Origin of the sequence: Pseudoalteromonas sp. SCSIO 43101 (assembly GCF_023650775.1) — a bacterium.
GTDB lineage: Bacteria > Pseudomonadota > Gammaproteobacteria > Enterobacterales > Alteromonadaceae > Pseudoalteromonas > Pseudoalteromonas apostichopi.
The window spans coordinates 471,226-487,693 of sequence record NZ_CP072674.1; the positions used below are offsets into that span (position 1 = coordinate 471,226).

The following is a 16,468-nucleotide window of genomic DNA, read 5'->3' on the forward strand; positions in this document are numbered from 1 at the left end:
ACGGGAAATAGTCAGTATGACAACATTTATGAGCTTAGTAGGCATTGTTGTGCTACTAGGCATTGCTTTTGCGGCTTCAACTAACCGTAAAGCGATTAATTTAAGAACAGTAGGCATCGCCTTTTTACTACAAGTGTTAATTGGTGGCTTTGTCTTGTTCTTCGAAGTGGGCAAAAACGTACTAGCAAGTATGTCACGAGGAGTTTCATCGGTTATTGGATATGCTAATGACGGTATAAGCTTCTTATTTGGCTCACTGGCATCGCAAGATACTTTAGGGTTTATTTTTGCGATACAAGTATTGCCCGTTATCGTGTTCTTCTCAGCATTAGTTGCTGTGTTGTATCACATCGGAGTAATGGATTGGATAATCAAGATTCTCGGCGGTGGCTTACAAAAGCTATTGAAAACCTCTCGCCCTGAATCGCTTTCTGCAACCGCCAATATTTTCGTTGGCCAAACAGAAGCACCATTGATTGTTAAGCCATTTATTGCCAGCATGACTAAGTCAGAGCTGTTTGCGGTAATGGTAGGTGGCCTTGCTACCGTAGCAGGTTCTGTTATGGCGGGTTACGTAACAATTGGTGTAGAGCTTAAATACTTAATCGCAGCCAGCTTTATGGCGGCACCAGGTGGTTTCTTAATGGCAAAAATGATTGTGCCAGAGACCGAAACACCAAAAGAAGATTTAGCTGATTTAGACGTACAAGAAGAAAAACCGGTTAACGTAATTGATGCAGCTGCATCAGGTGCCGCAAACGGTATGCATCTAGCACTGAATGTAGGTGCTATGTTACTTGCTTTCGTAGCACTTATTGCACTTTTAAATGGGCTATTAGGCGGTATTGGTGGTTGGTTTGATCATCCAACATTAACGCTACAAGAAATTTTAGGTTACGTATTCGCGCCAGTTGCATGGTTATTAGGTGTACCTTGGAACGAAGCAGTAATCGCAGGCAGTTTTATAGGTCAGAAGGTTGTAGTAAACGAATTTGTTGCTTACCTCGACTTTATTAATTATCGCGATACGTTAAGTGCGCACACACAAGCGATTGTCACATTCGCGTTATGTGGGTTTGCTAACTTATCATCGATAGCAATTTTACTAGGTGGATTAGGCGGTATGGCGCCTAGTCGGCGAAAGGATATCGCACGCTTAGGGCTCAGAGCAGTGTTAGCAGGATCTATGGCTAACCTCATGAGTGCAGCAATTGCAGGTTTTTTCCTCTCGCTAGCTTAGAAACTTAATGAGATGAGCCGTAGTTGCAAAACAATAGGATAGGACTTTAAGGGGTTAAAGGTCTATCTGACTTGAACGATACTTCACCAAGGGCCGCAAGGCCCTTTTATCGTTTTATGTGCTAAGATTTAATTACTAAGTCTATTTAAGTACATAAATGAAATTTTTACGAGTTTATATACTAATCCTTTTCTTTAGTTGGCCAGCACTTTGCGAACCGACCCTGACCGTTGTGACTGAGCTGTCGCCACCAAACCAAACTTTAATCAATAACCAAGTTTCCGGTGAAAGCACCGAATTAGTTAAAGCTATTTTTGCCAAAGCAAACATAAACCCAAATATAGAGCTTTATCCTTGGGCCCGTGCCTACAATATGGCACTTAAGAGACCTAATATCTTTATTTATAGTATGGCGAAGACCCCTGAGCGCGAAAAACACTTTCATTGGATTGGTGAAGTAGCTACCTATCAAATGGGCTTTGTTAAATTAAGCTCTCGCACAGATATAAACATCACCTCAAACGAGCAAGCAAAAGATTACAAAATAGCCGTACAACGTAATGATTTAGCGGCACAGCGCCTAACAGACCGTGGTTACACTGTAGTCTATACTTCGGATATCAATAAATCATATCAACTGTTGATGTCGGGCAAGGTTGATTTAATTATCGATGATAAAAATTATATTGCAGCTATGGCTGAGCAGCTGGCATTAGATGAGCGTCGCTTTAGCTTTACGCATGGTATCGACTTTTTAACCATGAAAGGCTACCTCGCGGCAAATATTAATACCGAACAACGCTATGTGGATGCGTTAAAAAAAGCATTTAATGAAGTGATGGTGACGCCAAAATACAATACCGTGATGTTACTACAGCGACCTTAATTCGCCTTATATTGCTCAATATACTTTTCTAGTAGTCCTTGTTTACTCAGCTTGTTATAACTTGCTTGAAATCGAGCAACTAACTCATCAGGTAATGCTTTATTTAGCGCTAGAAAGTTACCCACGGCGCCATTCAGAGGCAATTCAACTAACTTAACCACTTCTCTGCCTTGGTGACCATACTGCATTAATTGATATTTAAACGATAGCTCTGAGCCTATGATCAGCTCGATTTTATTTTTAAAAAATAGGTTAATACATTCGTAATAGTGACTCACTTTTAGAAGATTTTTATCACCTTCATAGCCAATGCTTTCTACGAATTTTTCGTAAATGCTGTCTCTGACAACACATAAACTATGATCTTTTACTTGAGATAAGTCGATAGGATTAATGCGATCATTTGATTGTAAGCGATAAAAAAAGTTACGTGATGAAGCCAGTGGACCAACCCACTTGAATAACTCTTCTCGATCAGGAACTCGTGCCGTAGAGACTAGGCCTGATTGTGGTTTTTTCTGTGCAAAGTGATATGCCCTAGACCAAGGTAAAAGCTCGAAGTGACATTCAATGTCTGCATCAACACACATTGCTTTGACAAATTTAAGATTAATGCCTTCTAGGTGCCCTTTGTTTGAAAAATTATATGGCGGGAATTGCTCGGTGTAGATGGTGACACTATCCTTTGCCATTACTACGGGTGCAAAACTTAGGCATGCTAACAACAATAATTTTAAGATAATTAATACACCCTAATTAAATAGCTGCATTAAATATAGAAATTTTCATTAGCTCAGTCAATTTTTAAGCACAAAAAAAGCAAGCCGTAGCTTGCTTCTTCTTAATTTTTACTAAAAGTAAAAATTATAACGGAGTGATGTTATCCGCTTGTGGGCCTTTTTGACCTTGTGAAAGAGTGAACTCTACACGTTGGCCTTCAGCTAAAGTTTTGAAACCGTCGCTTTTAATAGCGCTGAAGTGTGCGAACACGTCTGGGCCATTTTCTTGCTCGATGAAACCAAAACCTTTAGATTCGTTAAACCACTTAACTGTACCTGATACGATGTTAGACATAGTATTATTCCTGATATAAAAAATTAAAAATGCCCTAATGGGCGGGTGTAGCAAAAAATGAGATGGTACTTAAAAACTTCAGGACGGTACTACAAGTATTACTTATACAACAACGAAATAAAGATTTATTAATTACACGCTTTCTTTCTAGCTGGTGCCCACTATATAGAGTTACTAAGATAAGTCAAACACTATCGTCATTAAAACTCAAATTCCAATGCTAAGCGAAAGCTATGATCTTTACCGGATTGACTCAGTTCGCTGATAAAACCAGCTTCCCATTTTAACTGACGTTTTGGACTAAACCTATGTAAACCAATAAAGCCGGGACCAACCCCAACAAAATCCTCACCAGCGTAAATTTCTATTGATGGTTGAAACGCTGATCGATAGCGATAACGATACTGCAAACGAAACTCGCTTTCCCACTCATTCTCGATATCTGCGCCCCATTCATACACTAAAAATGCATTCATAGTCAGGCTTGTACGGCCAAACTCTTTTTCCCATAAAAAGCCTGTCGTTGCTTCGTAAGCATCCACTGTATTTTGTTTTTCAAGCTCAAATAGTGCCCCCCAGTCAGCCCATAATCGTCCCTGTTCAACAAGCTGCCAACGTAACTCTACCTCGTATGAAGATAACCCAAAATCGCCGTTATCGTCTCGTTCGCCAACCAAATAACCTTCAAGACTCATGGTGTCATTAATTGCCCCACCAAAACCTGCGCGCTGCGCTAACACATTGCCGCTATCAGTTTGTCTCGACACTAAACGCCACTCTACTTCGCGCTCAAAAGGCATTACATAAGGGTGATATACTTTATCGACCACCATGCCATCAGCATGTGCGACTTGACTAATAGTTGCTAACAGCAAACAGCTTAAGCTAATCATTAAGAACCGCATACTGGCTCCTCTGTCTTTTTAATTTTTAAAACACGCGCTAAGGCGATAAATACCAACGCTGCAACTACATACACCCAAAGCGCTGTTTTACTTGGTGTGGCTTCGTAACCCAATAAGGCTTTTAATACCCGCCCTAGTTCTGAGTTTTCAACTAGAAACCCACGCCAATCTAAATAATTTGAAGTCACATCGAGTAGGTCTACCTGACTTGCTAAATCAAGAAGTATCAATAACTTTGCTGTTGCATTTAAGGCAAGCAACACAACTAAAGGCTGCACGCCTGCGCGTTTAACAACACTTTCAAGTAAAAAGAACAGTAACACACCAAAGCTAATACAAATACCAACCCCTAATAAGGTACCAAGTATCAGAGGCTCAGCAGTATCTTTGCTGTGCCAGAAACTGACTAAATAAATCATGTAGTGACTTAAATACAACGTCATGGTAGCAACCAATGCGACAGCTGCGGCCTGACTTCGTTGCTGACAACTAATTAATGCAGCTGCAAAAATCACAATACACAGCAACATTTGCATGAACTCTAAGCCTCTATGATCAAATAACTGGCTCACCCATGCAGCGCCTTGTACAAACACTAAGCTCATCACAATACCAATAACGGCATAAATACATAGCTGACGCTGATTTAAAGGCACAATCAAACCCAGAAGCACAGCTAAAATAACCACAGGCAGAAGCTGATTTATACTCATCAGCAGACTAGTTATCAGCATCATCCACCTCCGTAGCCACAACAGTCCCTCGAGCAGTGTTAGGCGAAAATTCACCAAAAAAATCATAACGCCCAGGGCTTAATGGGCCGATATAAATCACACTGGTTCGGCCTGGGTAGAGCACTTTTTCGCGGTTTAAGTCAAAGCTATCGAACTCTTCAGGAGTGTCATCTTGATTTTCGATTAAAAGTCGCAGCTTTTTATTGGCAGGTACTTTAATTTCAGCGGGGTAAAATAGATGATCTCTTAAGATCAGTTTGTACTCTTTGGCATAAGCAAGCCAAGACGACATACATAGTAGCAGCATAGAGAATGCCAAAATCCATTTATTCACTAATCTCTCCTTGCATAAAAGAGACGCTTACTCGCAAGCCACCGAGGTGACTATCTGCAAGCGCAATATCAGCGTTATAAATCGATACTATGTGTTCAACAATAGCCATACCAAGCCCGGCTCCTTGCTCACCGGATGGATGTTTATCGCCACCCACGCGGTAAAAACGGTTAAAAATGCGCTGCTTTTGAGCTTCATCAATACCTGGACCGGAGTCATCAATTTGCCAGATAAAACGATTACCTTCGGCTTTAAGAGTAATACAAATCTCTCCCACAGCTGGTGTATATTTTATGGCGTTACTCAGTAAATTGCCAAATAAAGTGATCAAAGTGAATTCATCACCAGCAATAATAAAATCATCACCATCTATGCTAATTGTATGCTCTTTTTCATCGATACGGTCATAAAGTTGTGCTACAACTTGCTGGCTAACCTCTAATACCGATACAGGGCTAAATTGCGCCTGCCACTGCTCTGGGTATGTTCGCCCTAAAATCAACATCTGCTCAACGATATTACTCAGTTTATCAACGCCTTTTTCCATCGCATCAAGTTCTACACTATCGACACCTTGGGCAAGTAAATTATGTACATTTATTTTTAAGCTACTAAGCGGTGTGCGCAGCTCATGGGCCGCATCTGAGGCAAAAAATCGTTCTCGTAAATAGGCACTTTCAACACGCTTAAATAGATCATTTAAGCGGCTGATTACGGGTTTAATTTCTTGTTCTGGGGTCTGCCAAGGGATCGCAGTAAAGTCATTTGCTTGTCTATGTTTAAGTTGATTAGATAACCGAGTGAGTGGCGCAAGCCCTTGTTTTACAAAAACACTAATAAGCAGTGCTAAGATTGGTACGCTCCATAACAATGGCGTCATAGCCGATAAAATCACTGTTTCTGTTAGTGCCACACGTTTACTCAATGGCTCAGCAATAAGCACCCGCTTATCTCCTTCGCTTAAACGGTATACTTTGACTCGTTGCCCTGCCAAATTCTCAACACTAAACCCGGTTTGCCAGTGACTTTGATTGATTGGGTTATTTTGTAATGACTTTGAGCTTGAGACCAAACTGTCATCCACCCAAACCTGAAATAATAACTGCGGTAAATTACTCGTATAGGCAGGAGTTTCTTTATTTAACGGCTGTTCAATCAACACATGCGCAAGCGTTACAAGCTCATTATCAAGCAGTGCTTCAGCCTGATTCATACTTTCTCGATAACCTTTAGTAAAAGCCAAAAAGCAGGTTAAGATCACCATAGACAAGATAAGTAAGGTGAGTCGCTTACGAATTGACACTAGCGTTTACCTACCACATAACCAATGCCGCGTAAGGTTTTTATGAACTCTTTCGGAAATTTTTTACGTAAGTGATGAATATGCACTTCGATGGTATTTGATCCCACCTCTTCGCCCCACTCATAGAGTTTACTCTCTAGCTGCTGTTTTGATTGCACGCGGCCCTGATTTTCTAACAAAGCTTTAAGGAGCATGAACTCTTTACGCGGAAGATTAACGGGCTCTCCTTGATAACTCACGGTAAATGCCGCGGTATCCATTTCAACATCACCGACTTTTAAGGTGCTGGTTTGTGCTTGTGTCAGGCGCCTGCTTGCAACCCGAAGACGTGCAAATAATTCAGCGGGATCAAACGGTTTTGCAAGATAATCATCAGCCCCTAAATCTAAACCCATAACTTTATCGTCGATACTACCCCTAGCAGTTAAAATCACCACAGGAATGTTTTTACGATGTTTTTTTATATGCTTTAAAATGTCGATGCCATCACCGTCAGGTAGCCCTAAATCAAGGACTACCAGCTCAATTTCATCGTTGTGCAGCCATTGCATCGCTGACTTAACGGTCGAACTATGTTCAACACTATATCCTTGTTGACGCAAAGAGCGACACAGGCCTTCAGCCACTAAATGGTCGTCTTCAACGAGCAATAAATGCATAGTTTATCTCTTTATTTTTTTCTCTACCTTAGCCAATAGTTTAGTAATTTCTTGTTGGCGGTAAAGATCTGCTTTTGGTCTATCAGGGCGCGCTGGCGCTTGCTGAGCAACCAATAAAAATTCTTTAGCTGATTTATACTTACGCTCGTCATATAGGAATGAAGCATATAAATAGTTACTATCGATACCACGAGGATTTAGCTCAAGCGCTTGCTGAAACAGCTTTTTCGCTTCATCATCATCACCAAAACCAATTGGCCAACCCGGCACTTTACCGTACAAGGTAGCAAGGCTGGTGTATGCTGAACCGTCGAGCGCTTTTGGATCTAAGCTTAGCGCTTTTTCAAATTGCGCTTTAGCATCTTTTGCAAGACCAAGAGCACCTAAGCCCCCTTTCGCTCCCGCATAACTCGATAGCACAATACCGTACCAAATATGACTTGCAGCCTGCTGGTCATTCGCTTTTGTAAATTCAGCCGTTTCGTTGGCTAGTTTTTCAAAGGCATCTAATTGCGCATCATCAACTAATTCGTAATTAACCACTGCCCACTTTTTTTGCACCGAACTTAAATCACTATTAAAGTCGGCTTTTGCAGGCGCGGCCATGATAACACCTAACATCATTAGGGCTTTAAAATTTAGTTTAGTCATAATCATTCACCTTAATCAATTTAGTTCGCAAAAAAACTTTTAATTTTAGGAAGTTGTTTTGCTATTGCGTTATCAACTAGTGATGGAAATGCGCCGTTAATACGGGCAAATAATGTTTCAGGGAAGCCGATAAAACGGCGACGTTTTTTTGATTTAATTAAATCTATTAATGCATCTGCCACTTTTTCAGGCGGATCCATCGTGTTACCAAGCTCTTTGTTCATCGCGCGCACTTGTGGCGAATTGATCGCGGTATCAGTCGCGCGAGGTGCTAAATACAATATTTTCACATCGCTGTGGCTGAGCTCTCTGGCAAGGGCTTCTGTCATACCTCTAAGTCCAAACTTGCTGGCGCAGTACAAGGTTTGATATGGATATCCGATGCTACCAAACGATGAACCTATATTCACAATCGTGCCTTTGTTGCGTGTAATTTGTGGTAAAAATAGCTGGCATAATTTAATTGGCACATGCAGGTTGATATTTAACAGGTGATCTATTTGCTGCTCACTGATTTCACTAAAGCCCTGCATCACATTGACGCCTGCATTATTGATAAGTAATGTTGCACCACCAATTTGCTGAGCAAACTTGGCAAGATCATCACGGGATTCACTGTTACTTAGATCAGCCTGAAAATACTCTGCGTCATTACCACACTCCAACTTAAGTGCAGCAAGTTGCTTAACATTTCTGCCTACCAGCAATAAACGCCACCCTTCTTTCACAAGGCTAAGAGCAATAGCACGGCCAATGCCCCCAGTTGCGCCGGTTAGCACACAAACTGGGCTACTCATGCGCTTTGCTCCATGTCCGCCTCTGTAAAGAAAGGTTCTGAGTCGAGGTCACGAAAAATATTGCCGTATAGTTTGTAAAAACATTTAGCGGCGTGAATAATGGCTTGTTGGTCGTCCTCGTTGTCTATTTTATTCATTAGTGATTCGAAGAACTTAACGTGTTCAATATCAAGTGCACCGTGCGAAGTAAGGTATGAAAAAGCCTTTTTAGGTAGCCCAACAACCTCACGGATTTGTCCTGCAGCATTATCTGCTAATGCAATAGAAGTACCTTCAAGCACATGAACCATACCAAAGAAAGCTAAAGGATTACCGCGATTAATTGCATCATAGGCATACGACACCATTAATTCGGTCGAAAACTGTGGACGAGAATTACGTACCAACTCTTTATCAAAACCGCATGCAGCAATATCATTTAATACCCATTCTTGATGGCCTAACTCTTCTTCAATGTATTCTGCAACAGCTTCACGCAGCCACTCTTGTTTATCGGTAAGCTTTGCACCCACAGCCATTAGTAGTGGCACTGTGTGCTTAACATGGTGATATGCTTGAGTTAAAAACGATGCATATTCACTAAGGCTTACTTCACCTTTAAAAACTCGGCCAATAATCGGCGCTGCTAAAAGATAGTCGCGCTCATTTTGTGTTTCGGCTTGTAATGTATTGAAAAATTGACTCATGCTCGTCGCCTCTTTGTAAAATGCTGAAATTTCTCTAGCAAAAAATTGGTTAATAACATCGCGTTTTGGGCGATTATTGCTAGTTAATAAACCTTGGGTGTGGCTCATTGGCTCTGCCAGACGATGCCATTTTTTTATCTGTGCGTATTCGGGTAACTGCGCGTTTTGTTTAGCAATGTGTGCTGCAAGCTCATTGTCACTCATCGCTTGGTTTGCAAAGATAAGCGCAGCTAAAAACGCTTGGCCTTCGCCAATAACGACAGCTTGCTGTACCTGACTGTGGCTGAGCAATAATGACTCCGGCCACTCAGCACTGATATTGCGTCCAAAGCTTGTGATAAGCTGATTTTTCAAGCGGCCTTGGATAACCAAACGGCCTTCTTGCTCAGTAACTAAGTCTCCAGTGGCATACCAATCGTCGGTATTTTGTGCAGCTTGACCTAAATAACCTAAAAATAATGAACCTTTGATATGAAGTTGGCCATTTTCAATTTTATATTGAATATGTTTAAGTACTCGGCCTGCAGTTTCGATGTCATCATCATTACTAGTGTTTAAACTCACCACCGATGAAGACTCAGACAAACCATAACCTTGATACACAGGTAAGCCACATTCACGGGCTTGCTTAATAAGCTGCTGACTTACAACCGCGCCACCTACAGCAATAAACTTTAAGCTTTTAGGCGCTTGCCAGCCTTGCTTTGCAAAAGCCACCAAACAGGTAAGAAGTTCTGGCACTAAAATAAGAGTATTTGGCTCAGTACGTTCAATTGCAGCAATCAATTTGTGAGGTTCAAGTAACTGCGCACCAGAAAAACCAAGTTCAGCTAAAGGGACCAAATTAACCGTACCACCAGCTAATAGCGGCGCATAAACACCTGCTAAGTTCTCAAGCAAAACCGGTAACGGCAATAAACACAAATGGTTTGGTTTTTCTAAACCAATGCTTTGATAGAGTGATGTAGCTACCTGCATTTGACTTTCAAGAGATAAACACACGCCTTTTGGTGTACCCGTTGAGCCCGATGTAAAGGTAATCTTTTGCGTGTTAGCAAAATAAGGCACAGGCTGTGTATTACTCAGTTGATAAACATATAAAGGGTAATGCTTACACACGTCAACTAACGCAACTAACTTAGCATGCTCACCTTCGTATGCGCGGTCACATACAAATAGCCCTGCCCCACTGTTTTGCAAACCAAATGCAATTTGCTGAGCAGTAAAAAACGTTGGTAGCGGAATCGCGACTCTTTTAAGATCGCTAATCGCGGCTTCCAATACACACCATGCTGGCGTGTTATCTAATTGATAAGCGATGCCTTGGGCATCAAATTCAGCTAAGGTTGGCAGTAAACGAGTTACTTGCTCAGTAAACTCTTGTTTAGTTAGTGAGCGTACACCATCACTTTGATGGCAAACCATCAATGTGTCGCTATCCTTATGCGGTAATTGTGTTAACCAGCTCATAACGCCTCCAAAAATACAGCAAGCTCAAGTGATGACTGCAAACACTGCTGTTTGATATTGAATAAAACTGGGGTGTTTAATACACGTTGATGTGCTTCGTTTAGGTCAACCACACAAATGGTTGGTTGATTGTCGTAATAGCTACCCCAGCTGGCTGGATCTTGAAGTGCTTGTGCATTGGCAACACCGATTTCTTTGCAATTCACACCAAGCATTTTTAATAACGCTCTCACTTTACGGGTTGCGCAAAACACTAAATATTTTGCTCCTGCCTGATAAAGTGCTTCGTTCATTAAAACAAAATGTGCCAAGGTGGCTTTTCGATGCGTTGAGCATAAATTACCTAGCTCAAAAATGTGCTCACGCTTGGCACTGACAAAGTGCTCAATAGACGCAGGGAGGTATTGTTCAATAAACAAAGGCTGTGATGCAGAGCGAAGACCTAAAGTACATACTTCATCATCAACATTAAGCTCGCAAAGTAGCGGCATGAATTGCGAAATTTTCGCGTCATACGCAGCAGCAAAGCCTTGCTTGATATTGCTCTCAAGGCGGTCACGGAATTGACCTCCTTCACGAGTGCAAACAAAGGCTGGCTCTTGAACTTGAGTTTGTTGTAATTGTTGAACTGAAAGCATAATTGTTCGCTCCACTTAGGTTATGTGTAAAATTTATCGAGCGAAACTTAAATAAAACTTAAGAAAAATTAATTTTTATAAATATTTTTCAAACTAATGAAATTTAATGATTTTATTTTTATTAAAAACAAAAATGCCAGTCTGTTAGACTGGCATTTTAATGCTTAAATTAACGTTAAACTTAGATTACTTAACGATAGTCATCTCTTTCAGTAGATTTTGCGCATTATCAACTTTATCCATCACCCATAACATGTATCGTGAATCAACGTGAATTGAGCGATTTAAGTTTTCATCGTAATCCCAATCACCAATAATGCTTTCGTAAACACCATCAAATAATAAACCAACCAGTTCAGCATTACCGTTTAACGTTGGTGAGCCTGAGTTACCACCTGTGGTATCTACATTTGATAAAAAGTTAACCGGAACAGTATTCATACCGCCGGTGTAATCACCATAAAGCTTTTGCTTAATTAACTCATTTTGCTTTTCTGGTGAGTTGAATGGTTCAACACCGGTGTTTTTAGCAAGCAGTCCCTCTAAAGTTGTAAAGGGGGTTGCCACTAAGCCATCTTGCGGTGAATAGCCGCCTACCGTGCCGTAAGTTACACGTAGGGTGCTGTTCGCATCAGCATAAACAGGTTTATTAAGTGCCTTGTTATAAGCGATAATTGCTTCCATTAATGCAGGGCGAGCGGCTTGCTGTTTACCGGCCAGCTCTTTTTTCGCATCTTCTATATCTTTAGTGGCAGCAAAAATAGCCTGAGCGTACTGAATGAAAGGATCGCTACTTTGTTTTAACTGTGCAAGGTCAAGGCCTGCCATCCATAAGCGTTTACTCTCATCAGCAAGAACAGATTTAGCATACATTTCATCAAGTAAAGCTTGTTGTTTTTGCTTGTCAAAACCGTTTGTTAAACCAAGCGCTTTATCAACTTCTGCAACACGTTGGTCCTTTGGTAATGCCGCATACTGCTCAATAAAGTACAGCAATATTGCTTTATCAACAGCTTCATCATAACGACGGCTCATGCTTTTTAAACGTGACTCGATACGTGGCATATCACGCTCTTGATAACCGCTTTCGCGCTCAGCATCTGGCTTTTGTTTTTCATAAGCTAAACGATATAAACGTCGAGCAGTTGAAATCATTTGTGAACGGTGTACATACCCTAACATACGGTCGCGCTGGTTATGCTCTTGTGACTGTGCAACTAGCGCTGATAAATCAGCAAGTACATGTCCGTATTTAGCTTTGCGTTTGCTATCTTGATTGATCCACGCTGTGAGATCTTTTTCGAATTGTTGCTTACGGCTATACATTGAACCTTTGTTAAAGCTCTCAATCATTGAGCCATAGTTTTTAATGTAATTGTTGTAACCCGCAATCGTGCTTTCGTAAGCGATACGTGCCTCTGAACCCTCTGGAGCATTTTCTTCAATTAACGAAACATATTTAGAATTATATTTACGCGCTAATGGGTAGGCTGTATTAAACACGTAGTCAACTTCAGGCGATATACGGTAACGGTTTGTGCTACCCGGATAACCGGTAACCATCACAAAATCGCCTTCTTGTACGCCTTTAGCACTTACTTTTAAAAACGCATCACTTTGGTACGGCACGTTGTCTTCCGAATATTCAGCAGGCTTGCCATCTTTGCCAACATACGCGCGATAGAACGAGAAATCACCCGTATGGCGCGGCCACATCCAGTTATCGATATCACCGCCGTATTTACCCACACCCATAGCGGGTGCATACGCTAAACGTACATCTTTAATTTCTAGTGATTTAATGAGGTAATACTCAAGACCACCATGGAAAGTGTACACATTACAGCGATAGCTTGGATCTTGCTCACATTCACTAACAAGTGCTTTTTCATTTGCTTCAATAGCATCAAAACGTGCTTTACCTGTTAGCTGGTCAGTACCTTGGTTAACTTTATCAGTGACTTCGGTTACTTGTTCTGTCACATAAACACGAGACCCCGGCGCAGCAGGTACTTCTTCACCTGTTGACTTAGCTAAAAAGCCATTTTCTAAAATATTATTGTCGGTAGTTGAGTTATATTGAATCGAACCATAAGCACAGTGATGATTAGTTACCACTAAACCTTTTGGAGAAACAAACGAAGCTGTACAGCCACCAAGGCTAATTACCGCGTTCATCGGAAACTCAGTCAGTTTTGAAATTGATTGTACATCAATGCTCAAACCTTTCGCTTTTAATATAGATTCAAGTTCCGGTAGCTGGTGAGGTTGCCACATGCCTTCGTCGGCAACAGCAACATTTGCTACAGCAAGACCTACTGCAGCAGCAATAAATTTAAAACGCATAGTCATCCTTTTTGTTATGTTTATCATTTTTAGCGCTCATATAATTATCATGGTGCTAGTGAATAGCAATAATTTGCGACCGCTAATGTCAAAATTTGTAAACCACTCAGGTTTCATGAGCCTAATATTTAGACTCATGAACCACTGCATTATGGCCATGTAAGCTTTCTTGATGCTCAACTTTAAACTGATAATCAGTAATTACATCCATTGTTTCGAAGCACTGCTTTAATCGCCTTGCTGCATCTTCGCAAAACAGTAAATTTTTTGCGTTAAGAGCAGCAAATGCTTGTTCATCTTCACGCTTCACGGCGGTTTGTACTGGGGTGCCTATAGCTTGCTCACATACTGTGATAAAGCCGCCAATATCAGGTAGCTTTTCACTAATAAAAGTGACATCGACATACGCATAAGAGCGCTGGCTATGAGGGGTTGCAATTGAGCCCTGTTCACTTGCAAGCCAGTTAAGGAATGATGCTTTATCAATCGCTGCATCGTTAAATTGTTTATCAACCGCCTCGCTCAAAAGCTGCCTCGACAATGCCGCTGAGCACGGGCAAGTGCTGCTATAGGTAATATCTACTTTTAAGTTAATAATCAGCGATTGCTGCTTAGTAATCGTTAAAATAACAGGGTAAGCATTATAACCAGCGTTGTCGCTAAGTAATGCTGGTTTTAACTGAGGTAAATCAAAATGCAGCACCAGTTTTGCGCCTTTACTTAAGCCTTTTTGTGATGCTAAAACGGCCTCCATAAACTCGTTAACACGCTGAGTCGTTAAGCTTTGTTTAGCCAATAGCTGATTAAGTAGTAAATAAAGACGCGACATATGAATGCCTTTAGCATCGCTATCAAGGCTAACGAACACATCGGCTTTGGCATTAAGGTGCACATCAACATGAGTTTGTGCAAGCTTCAAAGGCAATGCTATTTTTTCCATACCGACCCATTTTAAAGGCGACTGAAAATCTACATTAGAGTGCGAGGTAATATCGGGTAATTGCATATCAACTTCTTTTAACGATTAAATGTTAAGGCCATAGCAGCCTGTTTGTGCGGGTATACGTGCTGCCCATCAAAAACACACTCCCCATTTACAAAGGTATGTGTAATTCGGTTTGAAAAAGTAGTGCCATTGAATGGCGTCCATTGGCATAAGTAATGAGTGTTTGTGTGCTCAACGTGCTTTTCTGCATTTGGGTCAACCAGTACTAAATCAGCAAAATAACCCTCTCGTATAAAGCCACGGCCTTCAATAGCAAATCGCTTTGCCACGTTATGCGCTGTTTTTTCAACGATTTGCTCAAGGCTCAACGTACCGCGTTTTACCTGTTCAAGTAACATTAATAAGGCATGCTCGACGAGCGGAAGCCCTGCTGGTGCAGCGTTGTATTGTTGCTGTTTTTCTTGCCAAGTATGAGGTGCATGGTCGGTGGCAATAATATCAATGCGACCATCACGCACTGCTGCGAGCAGCGCTATGCGGTCTTGCTCTGATTTTATGGCGGGGTTACATTTAATTTGATTGCCATAGTGTGCGTAATCGTCTTGGTTAAACCATAAATGATGCACGCATGCTTCTGCGGTTATGTGCTTTTGCTCTATCGGGGCATTACTAAATAGTTCGAGCTCTTTTGCCGTTGTTAAGTGTAAAACATGTAGCTGTGAACCATAACGTTTTGCCAGTGATACCGCATACGATGATGATGCATAACAGGCTAACTCATCACGAATTAATGGATGATGTTCGATACATAGTTCGCCAAAACGTTTTGCTAAACGGCGCTGATTTTGCTGAATAACCTCGCCTTGCTCGCAATGGGTTGCAATAAGTACAGGGCTTTCACGAAAAATGGCTTCTAGTGCATGCGGATGCTCAACGAGTAAATCGCCTGTTGATGCCCCCATAAATACTTTCACGCCGCAAACTTTTTTTGTATCAAGGGCTTTAATTTCTTCAAGATTGTCAGGGGTTGCACCAAAGTAAAACGCATAATTCGCAGCGCTAGTCTGAGCTGCTATCGCGTATTTATCTGCAAGAGCTTTTGCCGAGGTGGTCGACGGTGAAACATTGGGCATTTCCATAAAACTTGTAATGCCACCCGCAACTGCGGCGGCGGACTCTCTGGCAATAGTGCCTTTATGCGTCAGGCCTGGCTCTCTGAAGTGAACTTGATCGTCAATCATGCCAGGTAATAGCAACAGGCCGCTTGCATCAATCACCTGATCATTGGCCTTTGCAGTGATATCAGAATCGATTAGAACAATTCGTTTATCGACTATTTTTATATCGTTTGTTTTCCGCTGTCCTTCATTAACTACGCTCGCATGTTTGATTATGATAGCCATACTGCTCCTTGCTTATTCAGCAACATTTGCAACTTATCGTAAAAAAATTCACTCCATGGCAAGATTGGTTGCAGATTGATATGTTACAATATAACATACCATAAAGTTTTTATTTGGTAACTGTTATGAGTCAAAAAGATCATTTTATCGGGCTATTTAAGCTGCTAAGTAATAAGCCGCTTTCCGATCTTAGAGAATTTTAACAGCTTATCGCAGCCAATAATCACCTTATCGCAACGTATGAGGTCAATTGTAATAAGACACAGTATGCTGGGCTCATTGATCACATGCTGATACCTACCCCATATGAGTGCATTTTTGTAATTCGTTTTAACCGCTTTTCAAATCAAGAGCTTATAAAGCGTATGTGCAAGGGTATATCGACACAATTTAATT

Annotated in this window: 16 protein-coding genes and 1 pseudogene; 2 read left to right on the forward strand and 15 right to left on the reverse strand. The window is 41.2% G+C overall.

What is annotated here, in order from left to right:
• The first annotated feature begins 16 nt into the window (after positions 1–16).
• Entirely contained in the window at positions 17–1,240 is a 1,224-nt protein-coding gene (locus J8Z25_RS19150; protein ID WP_130052976.1) for a NupC/NupG family nucleoside CNT transporter, read from the forward strand.
• Positions 1,241–1,397: 157 nt separating this feature from the next.
• Complete coding sequence (locus tag J8Z25_RS19155) at positions 1,398–2,126, forward strand: substrate-binding periplasmic protein (RefSeq protein ID WP_167657342.1); 729 nt, start codon at positions 1,398–1,400, stop codon at positions 2,124–2,126.
• Here the strand turns inward: J8Z25_RS19155 and J8Z25_RS19160 are convergent.
• From J8Z25_RS19160 to J8Z25_RS19230, 15 genes and pseudogenes are all read right to left on the reverse strand, one after another.
• Positions 2,123–2,818 carry a substrate-binding periplasmic protein gene (locus J8Z25_RS19160; RefSeq protein WP_167657341.1) on the reverse strand — a complete coding sequence of 232 codons (696 nt, stop codon included), beginning with the start codon at positions 2,816–2,818 and terminating at the stop codon, positions 2,123–2,125. The two genes, J8Z25_RS19155 and J8Z25_RS19160, sit on opposite strands and share 4 nt — an antisense overlap.
• A 172-nt stretch (positions 2,819–2,990) precedes the next feature.
• Positions 2,991–3,200 carry a cold-shock protein gene (locus J8Z25_RS19165; RefSeq protein ID WP_036972536.1) on the reverse strand — a complete coding sequence of 70 codons (210 nt, stop codon included), beginning with the start codon at positions 3,198–3,200 and terminating at the stop codon, positions 2,991–2,993.
• A gap of 200 nt (positions 3,201–3,400) precedes the next feature.
• A complete protein-coding gene (locus tag J8Z25_RS19170) occupies positions 3,401–4,093 on the reverse strand; it encodes a hypothetical protein (protein WP_250662389.1) in 693 nt (230 codons plus the stop codon).
• Positions 4,093–4,842: an iron transporter gene (locus tag J8Z25_RS19175; RefSeq protein ID WP_250662072.1), complete on the reverse strand. Its 750-nt coding sequence runs from the start codon at positions 4,840–4,842 to the stop codon at positions 4,093–4,095. The genes J8Z25_RS19170 and J8Z25_RS19175 overlap by 1 nt, the downstream gene beginning before the upstream one ends.
• On the reverse strand, positions 4,826–5,173 hold the full coding sequence (locus tag J8Z25_RS19180) for a cupredoxin domain-containing protein (RefSeq protein WP_256854101.1): 348 nt from the start codon (positions 5,171–5,173) through the stop codon (positions 4,826–4,828). The genes J8Z25_RS19175 and J8Z25_RS19180 overlap by 17 nt, the downstream gene beginning before the upstream one ends.
• Positions 5,166–6,476 carry an ATP-binding protein gene (locus J8Z25_RS19185; RefSeq protein WP_250662073.1) on the reverse strand — a complete coding sequence of 437 codons (1,311 nt, stop codon included), beginning with the start codon at positions 6,474–6,476 and terminating at the stop codon, positions 5,166–5,168. Before J8Z25_RS19185 ends, J8Z25_RS19180 begins: the two co-directional genes overlap by 8 nt.
• On the reverse strand, positions 6,476–7,135 hold the full coding sequence (locus J8Z25_RS19190) for a response regulator transcription factor (protein ID WP_167657339.1): 660 nt from the start codon (positions 7,133–7,135) through the stop codon (positions 6,476–6,478). Before J8Z25_RS19190 ends, J8Z25_RS19185 begins: the two co-directional genes overlap by 1 nt.
• 3 nt (positions 7,136–7,138) lie before the next feature.
• The gene (locus J8Z25_RS19195) at positions 7,139–7,786 is read right to left on the reverse strand and encodes a hypothetical protein (RefSeq protein ID WP_167657338.1); all 648 of its coding nucleotides are present in this window, start codon (positions 7,784–7,786) and stop codon (positions 7,139–7,141) included.
• Positions 7,787–7,806: 20 nt separating this feature from the next.
• Complete coding sequence (locus J8Z25_RS19200; protein WP_130052983.1) at positions 7,807–8,583, reverse strand: SDR family oxidoreductase; 777 nt, start codon at positions 8,581–8,583, stop codon at positions 7,807–7,809.
• Positions 8,580–9,269, reverse strand: coding sequence for an iron-containing redox enzyme family protein (locus tag J8Z25_RS19205; RefSeq protein WP_205987957.1), 690 nt, complete (start codon positions 9,267–9,269; stop codon positions 8,580–8,582). The genes J8Z25_RS19200 and J8Z25_RS19205 overlap by 4 nt, the downstream gene beginning before the upstream one ends.
• Before the next feature lie 12 nt (positions 9,270–9,281).
• A pseudogene (locus J8Z25_RS19210) lies at positions 9,282–10,739 on the reverse strand (AMP-binding protein); the annotation flags it as partial.
• Entirely contained in the window at positions 10,736–11,377 is a 642-nt protein-coding gene (locus J8Z25_RS19215) for a thermostable hemolysin (protein ID WP_130052985.1), read from the reverse strand. The gene J8Z25_RS19215 and the pseudogene J8Z25_RS19210, both read right to left, overlap by 4 nt.
• A 186-nt stretch (positions 11,378–11,563) precedes the next feature.
• A complete protein-coding gene (locus tag J8Z25_RS19220) occupies positions 11,564–13,723 on the reverse strand; it encodes a S46 family peptidase (protein WP_250662074.1) in 2,160 nt (719 codons plus the stop codon).
• A gap of 121 nt (positions 13,724–13,844) precedes the next feature.
• Positions 13,845–14,729: a GTP cyclohydrolase FolE2 gene (folE2, locus tag J8Z25_RS19225; RefSeq protein WP_250662075.1), complete on the reverse strand. Its 885-nt coding sequence runs from the start codon at positions 14,727–14,729 to the stop codon at positions 13,845–13,847.
• 11 nt (positions 14,730–14,740) lie between these two features.
• Positions 14,741–16,072 (reverse strand): dihydroorotase, encoded by a 1,332-nt coding sequence (locus tag J8Z25_RS19230; RefSeq protein WP_250662076.1) that lies wholly within the window; start codon positions 16,070–16,072, stop codon positions 14,741–14,743.
• Positions 16,073–16,468: the final 396 nt, after the last annotated feature.

Coding starts and splice junctions, on each gene's coding strand:
- J8Z25_RS19150 (WP_130052976.1), top strand. CDS start 17: ATGACAACATTTATGAGCTTAGTAGGCATTGTTGTGCTACTAGGCATT.
- J8Z25_RS19155 (WP_167657342.1), top strand. CDS start 1,398: ATGAAATTTTTACGAGTTTATATACTAATCCTTTTCTTTAGTTGGCCA.
- J8Z25_RS19160 (WP_167657341.1), bottom strand. CDS start 2,818: ATGGCAAAGGATAGTGTCACCATCTACACCGAGCAATTCCCGCCATAT.
- J8Z25_RS19165 (WP_036972536.1), bottom strand. CDS start 3,200: ATGTCTAACATCGTATCAGGTACAGTTAAGTGGTTTAACGAATCTAAA.
- J8Z25_RS19170 (WP_250662389.1), bottom strand. CDS start 4,093: ATGATTAGCTTAAGCTGTTTGCTGTTAGCAACTATTAGTCAAGTCGCA.
- J8Z25_RS19175 (WP_250662072.1), bottom strand. CDS start 4,842: ATGATGCTGATAACTAGTCTGCTGATGAGTATAAATCAGCTTCTGCCT.
- J8Z25_RS19190 (WP_167657339.1), bottom strand. CDS start 7,135: ATGCATTTATTGCTCGTTGAAGACGACCATTTAGTGGCTGAAGGCCTG.
- J8Z25_RS19195 (WP_167657338.1), bottom strand. CDS start 7,786: ATGACTAAACTAAATTTTAAAGCCCTAATGATGTTAGGTGTTATCATG.
- J8Z25_RS19200 (WP_130052983.1), bottom strand. CDS start 8,583: ATGAGTAGCCCAGTTTGTGTGCTAACCGGCGCAACTGGGGGCATTGGC.
- J8Z25_RS19205 (WP_205987957.1), bottom strand. CDS start 9,269: ATGAGTCAATTTTTCAATACATTACAAGCCGAAACACAAAATGAGCGC.
- J8Z25_RS19215 (WP_130052985.1), bottom strand. CDS start 11,377: ATGCTTTCAGTTCAACAATTACAACAAACTCAAGTTCAAGAGCCAGCC.
- J8Z25_RS19220 (WP_250662074.1), bottom strand. CDS start 13,723: ATGCGTTTTAAATTTATTGCTGCTGCAGTAGGTCTTGCTGTAGCAAAT.
- folE2 (WP_250662075.1), bottom strand. CDS start 14,729: ATGCAATTACCCGATATTACCTCGCACTCTAATGTAGATTTTCAGTCG.
- J8Z25_RS19230 (WP_250662076.1), bottom strand. CDS start 16,072: ATGGCTATCATAATCAAACATGCGAGCGTAGTTAATGAAGGACAGCGG.